Source organism: Streptomyces sp. UNOC14_S4, from assembly GCF_020740835.1.
In the GTDB taxonomy this organism is placed as follows: domain Bacteria; phylum Actinomycetota; class Actinomycetes; order Streptomycetales; family Streptomycetaceae; genus Streptomyces.
Genome location: NZ_JAINFC010000302.1, coordinates 1 through 9,431 on the forward strand (window position 1 = coordinate 1; position 9,431 = coordinate 9,431).

The 9,431-nt window shown below is 70.9% G+C and carries 7 protein-coding genes; 4 read left to right on the forward strand and 3 right to left on the reverse strand.

What is annotated here, in order from left to right; all coding sequences use genetic code 11:
- Window positions 1–1,397, forward strand: a 1,397-nt coding sequence (locus K6I34_RS24105; protein ID WP_229328429.1) for an LCP family protein, incomplete at its 5' end; no start/stop codon positions are given.
- A gap of 166 nt (window positions 1,398–1,563) precedes the next feature.
- Here the strand turns inward: K6I34_RS24105 and K6I34_RS24110 are convergent.
- Entirely contained in the window at window positions 1,564–2,112 is a 549-nt protein-coding gene (locus K6I34_RS24110) for an acyl-CoA thioesterase (RefSeq protein WP_229328430.1), read from the reverse strand.
- 175 nt (window positions 2,113–2,287) lie between these two features.
- Between K6I34_RS24110 and K6I34_RS24115 the strand changes: the two genes are divergently transcribed.
- Complete coding sequence (locus K6I34_RS24115; protein ID WP_229328431.1) at window positions 2,288–3,610, forward strand: LCP family protein; 1,323 nt, start codon at window positions 2,288–2,290, stop codon at window positions 3,608–3,610.
- Between the two features lie 12 nt (window positions 3,611–3,622).
- Here K6I34_RS24115 and K6I34_RS24120 read toward each other — a convergent pair whose 3' ends face one another.
- Together K6I34_RS24120 and asnB are read right to left on the reverse strand one after the other, a co-directional pair.
- A complete protein-coding gene (locus tag K6I34_RS24120; protein ID WP_229328432.1) occupies window positions 3,623–4,417 on the reverse strand; it encodes a VOC family protein in 795 nt (264 codons plus the stop codon).
- A 127-nt stretch (window positions 4,418–4,544) separates the two neighbouring features.
- Entirely contained in the window at window positions 4,545–6,371 is a 1,827-nt protein-coding gene (gene asnB / locus K6I34_RS24125; protein ID WP_229328433.1) for an asparagine synthase (glutamine-hydrolyzing), read from the reverse strand.
- A gap of 351 nt (window positions 6,372–6,722) precedes the next feature.
- On the opposite strand from asnB, the gene K6I34_RS24130 reads away from it, so the two are divergent.
- Both K6I34_RS24130 and K6I34_RS24135 read left to right on the forward strand, forming a co-directional pair.
- Window positions 6,723–8,801 (forward strand): alkyl/aryl-sulfatase, encoded by a 2,079-nt coding sequence (locus tag K6I34_RS24130; protein ID WP_229328434.1) that lies wholly within the window; start codon window positions 6,723–6,725, stop codon window positions 8,799–8,801.
- A 169-nt stretch (window positions 8,802–8,970) separates the two neighbouring features.
- Window positions 8,971–9,408 (forward strand): hypothetical protein, encoded by a 438-nt coding sequence (locus K6I34_RS24135; protein WP_229328435.1) that lies wholly within the window; start codon window positions 8,971–8,973, stop codon window positions 9,406–9,408.
- Window positions 9,409–9,431: the final 23 nt, after the last annotated feature.

Here is a 9,431-nt window from a genome sequence, read left to right on the forward strand (position 1 = left end):
GCTGGGGACGCCGCGTCGCCCTCGGCACCGCGCTGGCGGTCCTGGGCGCCGGTGGCGTGGGGCACGCGGTCATGCGCGGGATCGACGCGCGCATCGACCGGATCGACGCCTTCGGGGGGCTCTCCCACCGGCCGCCGCGCGTGGGCCAGGGCACGAACCTCCTCCTCGTCGGCACCGACAGGCGCGACACGATCACGGAGGACGAGCGCAGGCGCTGGCGCCTGGGCGGCGCGCCCTGTCACTGCACGGACACGGTGATGCTGGTGCACCTGTCCGCCGCCCGCGACCGGGCCACCGTGGTCAGCCTGCCGCGCGACACCTACACCGTGCTCCCCGCCCGGCGGGACGCGGCCGGGCGCCCGCACCCCGCGCACGTCCAGAAGCTGAACGCGGCCTACGCCGAGGGCGGGCCGAGCCTGTCCGTCCGGTCCGTGGAGCGCCTGACCGGAGTGCACGTCGATCACTACCTGGAGGTCGACTTCGCCGGTTTCATGCGGACCGTCGATCTGCTGGGCGGCGTGCGGGTCTGCACGGACCGCCCGCTCCACGACTCCTCCAGCGGCCTCGACCTGCCGGTGGGCGCCAGCACGCTCAACGGCGGCCAGGCCCTGCAGTACGTGCGCGCCCGCCACCTGGACCAGGTCTCCGACCTCGGGCGGATGCAGCGGCAGCAGCGCTTCCTCGCGGCCCTGCTGCACGGAGCGGGCGGCAGCGGGGTGCTGCTGAACCCGGTGAAGTTCCAGAAGGTCGCCACCACGCTGCTGGACTCGATGCGGGCCGATCCCGGCTTCGGCAGCGGCGAGCTGATCGCCCTGGGGCGGGCCGTGAAGAACCTGACGCCCGCCACCACCGAGTTCGTCTCGGTGCCGGTGTCCTCCGTGAACTACGTCGTGCCGAACGTCGGCTCGACGGTGAGGTGGAACGAGGCGGCCGCCGCCAGGATCTTCCAGGCCCTGCGCGAGGACCGCCCGCTGACCACGGCCCGCGGCACGGCGTCCGCGTACGCGGCACGGTCACAAGCCCCGACCCCGGTCGAGGTGGCGCCCGCGCAGGTGCGGGTCCAGGTCTTCAACGGCACCGACCGCTACGGGCTCGCCCGCACCACGGACCAGGCCCTGCGGGCGGCGGGCTTCAGCACGACGGGCCTGCCGGCGGACGCGCACTATCCGGCGCCGCAGCCGCGCACCGTGATCCACTACGACCCGCGCTGGGACCGCTCCGTCCGCACCCTGGCCGCAGCCCTCCCCCTCGCCTACCTCCACCCCGTCCAGGGCCAGGGCCCCCTGATGAAGGTCACGGTCGGCACGGACTTCACGACCGTCCACCGCGTCCGCGTCCAGGACCCGGTCCTGGCCGCGTCCGACGCGGTCACGGGTGACCGCGTCGTGTGCCGGTAGCCCCCCGGCGGGGGGGCGGGGCCGGGCTGCTGTGGTCGGCGAGTTTTTCCAGGGGCTCCGCCCCCGGGCCCCCGCGCCCACCGGGGTGCCTCTTGCGCTCGGCGCGCGGCTGCGGGTCCAGTGGGGGCTGGTCGCGCAGTTCCCCGCGCCCCTGACGGGGCGCGCCTCAGTCGGTCAAGCCCTCCGCCACGCGGGACTCCCGCAGTTCCTTGATCGCTCGGCGGCGTGCCAAGCGATGCGTACGGCGGATCTGCGCCTCCTGATGCCGCCGCCGGTCCTTCTCCGTCTCCGGAACCACTCGCGGCACGAGCCGCGGCTTCCCCTCCCCGTCCACCGCCGCGAAGACCAGGTACGCGCTGCCCACCTGCACCGCGGGCCGGGACTCGTTCCAGCGTTCGGCCATCACGCGCACGCCGATCTCCATGGAGCTGCGGCCGGTCCAGTTGCACTGGGCCTGCACATGCACCAGGTCGCCAACCTTGACCGGCTCCAGGAAGGCCATCTCGTCCATGGAGGCCGTGACCGCGGGACCACCGGAGTGGCGTCCGGCGACCGCGCCCGCGACGTCGTCCACCAGCTTCATGATCACGCCACCGTGGACGGTACCGAGCAGATTGGTGTCGTTCGCGGTCATGATGTGGGAGAGGGTCGTGCGCGATGCGGACGTCGGCTTCTCCGGTATTTCCGGCTCCTGGGCCGGGTCCTGGATGGTCATGTCCACCACTGTATGCCGGGCCGCCGAAAAGAACCGGCCACGGTCCCCGCCACGGACCGGCCGCGCGGCAGCGGTGTGCAGCGGCATGCGGCGGCGTGCATCAGCTCTGCAACAGCCCTGCCCCGATCCTGCTCCGGCCCGCCTGTCGGCCGCCTCGCTGGGCACACTCGGTGGCATGAGCGATTGGCCCGAAGAGCCCCAGAGCCCCCGTTACGGGCGGGGCAGCACCGGCGCGGACCCGGAGGGTGCCCGTGCCATGCCGCACGTCCGGCGCGAGGCCCCGCCGCGTCCGTACCCGCCGGTGCCCGGCCAGAGCACCGGTGGCCGGAACGGTGCCGGTACGGGCGCTCCCCCGCCGCCCCGGCGTGACGACGGTTACAACACGGGGCAGGTCTACGGGCACGGCGGCGCCCCGGTCGGTCCGGGCGGCAGCGGCACCGGCGGAGGCCGGGGCGGAGGAGGCGACGGCCAGGGCCCCGGCGGGCGGGCGCCCCGCACGCGCCGCCCGAACTGGCGGAAGAGGATCACCATCGGCCTCGTCGCGTTCGTCGCCCTGCTGCTGGCGGTGTCCGTGAGCACGTACTTCTGGGCGGACTCCAAGCTGCGCCGCGAGGTCGACCTGAGCAAGGTGAAGGACCGGCCGGAGAGCGGCAAGGGCACGAACTACCTGATCGTCGGCTCCGACAGCCGCGAGGGCCTGTCGGATCAGGAGAAGAAGGACCTGCACACCGGCTCGGCCGACGGCAAGCGCACCGACTCGATGATGATCCTGCACACGGGCGACAACGGCACGACGATGCTGAGCCTGCCCCGCGACTCGTACGTGACGATCCCGGCGTTCACCGGCCCGACGACGGGCAAGCAGTTCCCGGCGTCGACACACAAGCTCAACGAGGCGTACGCGGACGGCGGCGCGGAGCTGCTGGCGCAGACGATCGAGTACAACACCGGGCTGCGCATCGACCACTACGCGGAGATCGGCTTCGGCGGCTTCCGCAATCTGGTGGACGCGCTCGGCGGGGTGGAGATGTGCCTGGACAAGCCGGTCAAGGACAAGGACTCGGGCGCGGACTTCAAGGCGGGCTGCCAGACCTTCGACGGCCGCCAGTCGCTCGCGTTCGTCCGCCAGCGCCACCAGGAGGCCGACCAGGACCTGGGCCGCATGCGCAACCAGCAGAAGTTCCTGAACACGCTGGCCAAGCAGGCGGCTTCGCCCTCTACGGTCCTCAATCCCTTCCGGCTCTACCCGGTGATCGGCTCGGGGCTCGACACCCTGGTCGTCGACAAGGACATGGGGCTGACGGACCTGATGTCGATGTTCTGGGCGATGAAGGGCGTCACGGGCGGCGGCGGACAGCAGCTGACCGTACCCATCTCCAACCCGAACCTGCCCACGCGGAGCGACGGCGTGGCGGTCAAGTGGGACACCGAGAAGGCCAAGCAGCTCTTCGGCCAGCTCAAGAACGACGAGAAGGTCACCGTCGCCGCGACGACGTGACGCGAGTCCCGTTCAGGCAGTGGGCTCCGGCTCCTTCGTCTTGATGACGGCGAAGATCCCGCCCTGCGGGTCCTGCACGACGGCCATGCGGCCCGCCATCATGTCGAACGGCGGCTTGAGGACGTTGCCGTTCGCGCGGACGAGGGCGTCGACGGTGCTGTCGGTGTCGTCCACGGCGAAGTACGGCAGCCAGTTCGGGGGCGTGTCCGGCGGGAGCTGGTCGAGGCTCAGCATCCCGCCGACGGGGCGGCCGTCGACGTTGAGCGCGTAGTAGCCGCCGTCCGTGCCCTCCATGGGCTCCGCCGTGATGCCGAGGGTGGTGGAGAGGAAGTCGGTGGAGGCCTTGATGTCGCGGGTGACGAGCTCGTTCCAGATCAGCGCGCCGGGTTCGTTGACGACGCCCGCGCCGGGGAAGTCCATGGCCTGCCACAGCCCGAAGACCGCGCCGTCGGGCCCGGTGACGACGGCCATCCGGCCGAGCGTCATCACGTCCATGCCGGGCATCAGCACCTGACCGCCCGCAGCGGTGATCCTGTCCTGGGTGTCGTCCACATTGGCAGTGGCGATATAGGTCGTCCACACGGTGGGCGGGGTGGGCTGGTCCTCCTGCCCCTGGGCGCTCATGATCCCGGCGACCGGCTTGCCGCGCAGCGTGCACACCGCGTACCCACCGGTCTCCGGCGGCCCGACCTCCCCCTGCCAGCCGAAGAGATCACGGTAGAAGTCGAGGGCGGCCTGCTGGTCGGGCACCGTCAGGTCGATCCAGCAGGGGGTGCCGGGGGCGTAGGGCTCGGTGACGTCGGGCATGGGAAGGCCTCCAAGGCGCACGTGTCCGTCCCCCCACCCTCCGCGCCCCGGCACCGGGCCGCCACCGGCACTCACCCGTCCGGGGGCCGTCCGGGGTGACCCCGTACGGATCACCCCGGAACCGCCGTCAGACCTCCAGCCGCACCCCGTACCGCTTCAGCCACGCGTTCCACTGGAGCACCGACTCGACCGGGAAGCGGTCCCACTCTCCTGTGAGGGTGTCCGTGCGGCCGGCTTCCGCGAGGGCGCGGTCGCGGTCGAGGAAGGGGGCGATGGGGGCGTCCGGGTCGGCGAGGAGTGCGCGGAGTTCCTTGCGGACCGCCTGCGTGTAGGTGGGGTCCTGCGTCACCGGGTACGGGCTCTTCTTGCGGTCGACGACCGAGCGGGGCAGGACGTGGGAGGCCGCGGCGCGCAAGAGGCTCTTCTCGCGGCCGTCGAAGGTCTTCATCGACCAGGGGGTGTTGAAGACGTACTCGACCAGGCGGTGGTCGCAGAAGGGCACGCGCACCTCCAGGCCGCTGGCCATGCTCATGCGGTCCTTGCGGTCGAGGAGCCAGGCCACCATCCGCGTGAGGTGCAGATGCCCGATCTCGCGCATGCGGCGCTCCAGCCCCGTCTCGCCCTCCAGGCGCGGCACTTCCGCCAGGGCCTCGGCGTAGCGCTGCCGTACGTAGCCGGGTACGTCGATCTTCTCCATGAACGCCCGGTCCAGGAGGCCGCCCTCGCCGCGCGCGTTGGGGCCCATCACGACCAGCCACGGGAAGGTGCCGGCGTGCACGGCGTCCTCGTCGTGGAACCAGCGGTAGCCGCCGAAGAGCTCGTCCGCGGCCTCGCCGGACAGGGCGACCGTGGAGCGCTCGCGCACCGCGCGGAAGAGGAGGTAGAGGGAGGTGTCGAGATCGCCGACGCTCAGGGGCAGGTCGCGGGCGCGCAGCACGGCGGACCGTACGTCGGTGTCCATCAGGTCCCCGGTGTCCAGGACGAGGCTGACGTGGTCGTTGCCGAGGTGCCGTACGACATCGGCGACGTAGGGGGCGTCGGACGAGGACCGCATCGTGCTGGGCGTGAAGTTCTCGGTGTAGCCGGCGAAGTCGACGTCGTAGGACCGGATGGGGCCCTGGGCCGCCGCGAGGCCGGTGACCGCGCTGGAGTCGAGGCCGCCGGAGAGCAGGGTGGACAGCGGCACGTCGGAGACGAGCTGCCGCTTGACGGTGTCGGTGAGGAGTTCGCGTACGGTGGCGATCGTCGTGGCGAGGTCGTCCGTGTGGGGGCGCGCCTCCAGGGCCCAATAGCGCTGCGGAGCAACACCATTTCGGTGTACACGCACGATATGGCCGGGCCGTACCTCGTGAATGTCGCGGAAGACCGCGTGCGTGGGTGTCTTGACGACGCTGAGCGCCTCGGCGATTCCCTCCACCGTGACGACGGGTTCGACGAGACCGCTCTCCAGAATGGCCTTCGGCTCGGAACCGAAGAGGACGCCGGAGGGGGTTTCGGCGTAATAGAGCGGCTTGACGCCCAAGCGGTCGCGGACGAGGAGGAGTTCCTCCTTCCGGGCGTCCCAGACGGCGAAGGCGTACATGCCGTTGAGCCGCTCGGCGCACGCGGCGCCCCACTCCAGATAGGCGCGCAGCACGACCTCGGTGTCGCTGCGCGTACGGAAGAGGTGGCCGCGGCCCTCCAGCTCGGTGCGCAGCTCGCGGAAGTTGTAGACCTCGCCGCTGTAGGTGAGGGCTGCCAGGACGTGCCCGTCCTCCTCCGCCACCATCGGCTGGGCGCCGCCCACGAGGTCGATGACGGCGAGCCTGCGGTGCCCGAGGGCCACATGCTGCTCCAGCCACATCCCCTCGGCGTCCGGGCCGCGGCATCCCATGGTGTCGACCGCCCGCCGGAAATCCGCCCACTCGCTCCTCAGGTCGCGGTCGAAATCCACCCGGCCCACTATTCCGCACATACGGCATACCTCCTGTGCTGTCGGTGGCGCAGCGCCGGGAACCCACCACCCCGGCCTGTGGAGGCCGATCGGAGGGGCGGAGTCCAGCACGCTCGATATTTTGAATGGCACTACCACCTACCGTCGAGAGTGGCATTTCGGCCAACCGCCGCCAGCCTTTCAACCGGCGCTTTTCGAGCCACGGTTGGAGCACCCTTCGACCACGACCGGGGTGGCTCGATCGCTTCCTTGTGGATCACGAGTGCGACTGCCTAGCGTTGATCGGGCATCGGCGGAGAGTCACCCTCGCGCCACGTACACCCCCCTGCCCCTCCCCCGCGGGAAGCCCGCACGACCTCAAGGAGTCAGCGCATGCCCGGTGCCACCGAGCCCATCGAGCCGTCCCCGTTCGTCCGGACCCGCAACCAGGAGGTCATCAACACGATCCCGCCCACACCCGGGGACTTCGAGGACGCCAACCGAGGGCTCATGGCCGTGCCGAAGCGCTCCGCGATCCTGGCCAAGGGCAGCAAGGACACCGTGGTCTGGGACTTCACGGCCTACGACTTCCTGCAGGACGGCGAACTCGCCGACTGTCCCCCCTCGGTCAACCCGAGCCTGTGGCGGCAGGGCCTGCTGACAGCCGTCGCCGGGCTCTTCCACGTCGGCGGCGACGGCCGCCACACCATCTACCAGGTGCGCGGCTACGACCTCTCCAACATGACGATCATCACCGGCGACAGCGGCCTGATCGTCATCGACCCGCTCGCCTCGTACGAGACCGCGCAGGCCGCCCTTGAGCTCTTCCGTGAGGCCACCGAGAACACCGCCCCTGTCAAGCACCTCATCTACACCCACAGCCACGTCGACCACTTCGGCGGCTCCCGCGGCCTGTTCGCCGAGAACGGCGGCAACGCGCCCGAGGGCCTGCGCGTCTACGCGCCGGTCGGCTTCCAGGAGCACGCGATCAGCGAGAACGTCCTCGCGGGTCCGGCCATGGCGCGCCGCGCGGAGTACATGTACGCCGCCCGGCTCGACAAGAGCCCCTATGGGCAGGTCGGCGCCGGTCTCGGCCTGACGATCTCCACGGGCGAGGTCACGCTCGTCCCGCCGACCGACTACATCGGCGGCCGGCTGATCCAGCCCACGCACGAGGACAAGTGGTCCCAGGACTACGTGATCCCGTGGCGGCCGGGGCTGTACGCACTGAAGATCGACGGTGTCGACGTCATCTTCCAGCTCACGCCCGGCACCGAGGCCCCGGCGGAGATGAACTTCTACTTCCCGCAACTCAGGGCCCTGTGCATGGCGGAGAACGCCACCCACACCATGCACAACATCCTCAGCCTGCGCGGCGCCCAGGTCCGCGACCCGCACGCCTGGTCGAAGTACCTCACCGAGGCCATCCAGACCTTCGGCTCGGACCCCGAGCACATCGACGTCGAGTTCGCCTCGCACCACTGGCCGCGCTGGCGCCAGGAGGACGACAGGACCAACATCATCGAGTTCCTGTCCAACCAGCGCGACATGTACGCCTTCCTCAACGACCAGGCGCTGCGCCTGATCGACACGGGCCACACCGGCGTCGAGATCGCCGAGAAGCTCCGGAAGCTGCCGCGCGGGCTGGCCGAGCACTGGTACGACCAGGGCTACTACGGCTCCCTCAGCCACAACCTCAAGGCGGTCTACCAGCGCTACATCGGCTGGTTCGACGGCAACCCCGCCCATCTGTGGAGCCTGCCGCCAGTGGAGGCGGGCGTGCAGTACACGACCGCGATCGGCGGCCCGGAGGCCGTGGTCCGCGTGGCCGAGAACGCGCTGGCGGCCGACCCGCCGCAGTACCGGTGGGCGGCCGAGCTGCTCAACCACGTCATCTTCGCCTCCGGTGACAAATGCTTCGCCATCACCGAGGAGACGCTGGCGAAGGCCAAGCAGCTCCAGGCGCAGACGTTCACCCAGCTCGGCTACGGCGCCGAGAACGGCACGTGGCGCAACTTCTACCTCACCGGTGCCTGGGAAGTCCTCGCCGGCCCGCAGAAGGCCATCTCGCACGGGGCCTCGGACCTGGTGCGGAGCATGACCCTGGAGCAGTTCTTCGAGGCCATGGCCAAGAGCGTCAACGGGCCGAAGGCGGCGGAGGAGCAGCCGACGCCCATCGTCCTGCGCTGGCAGCTGGGCGTGCAGGAGTGCACGACCACCCTGCGCAACGGCGTGCTCATCTACGTCGAGGGCCGGGACCTCCTCGCGGGCAAGCCCACCGCCACCATCACCCTCACCCGCGAGGCCCTGAACGAACTCGCCCTGGCGGGCCACCGCTTCACACAGAACTTCAACGAACAGGTGGTCAATGGCACGATCCAGGTCGACGACCAGGCCGCCGCGGACACCGTCTTCGGCTACCTCGTCTTCCCCGACCCCCGCTTCCCGATCGTCACTCCCCGGCGCTTCTGAACTTCCCTGAACTGCGTGAAATATGGGTCCATCTAGACCCATAGGGTGTCATGCCTGTACAACCATGAGTGGTGGTGGTCGCTCCCCCGGGAGCGGCCACGGGGCTGCCAGGAGGGGCTGCGCCGAGCCGTCCGCGTCCGTGCGGGCGACCCGTACAGGAGGAGCACTCATGGCACGAGGATTCATGCACCTGATCGCGGGCGTGGGGATGGCGGCCGTCCTCGCGGGGGGCGTGGTCGGCCTCACTCCGGAGACGGCGAGCGCGGCGGGCCGGGCCGACTGCGAGAGAGGCGACCGCAACGCGATCGACGGCTTGCCCGAGCCGGAGATCGTGGGCCGTTGGTGCCGCGTCGAGGGCCGGGACGACCGCCGCCGGGACGACCGGGATCGCCGCGACGACCGCCGCCAGGACGACCGGGAGGGCCGTGACGGCCCCTACTCCGTCCACTTCGACAGCCTCACGCGGCACGAGCGTTCCACCGACCCCCGCGGCGAGCTCGAGCGGGGCCACGACATGCGGGTGACGAACGTGACGGTGGAGTGCCGCGAGTTCCGCTACGACCGCGACGGGCGAACCGTCTTCCGCGGCTGCGGCCGGGCGCGCTGACGCCTGCGTCTTGTGGGTGCGGG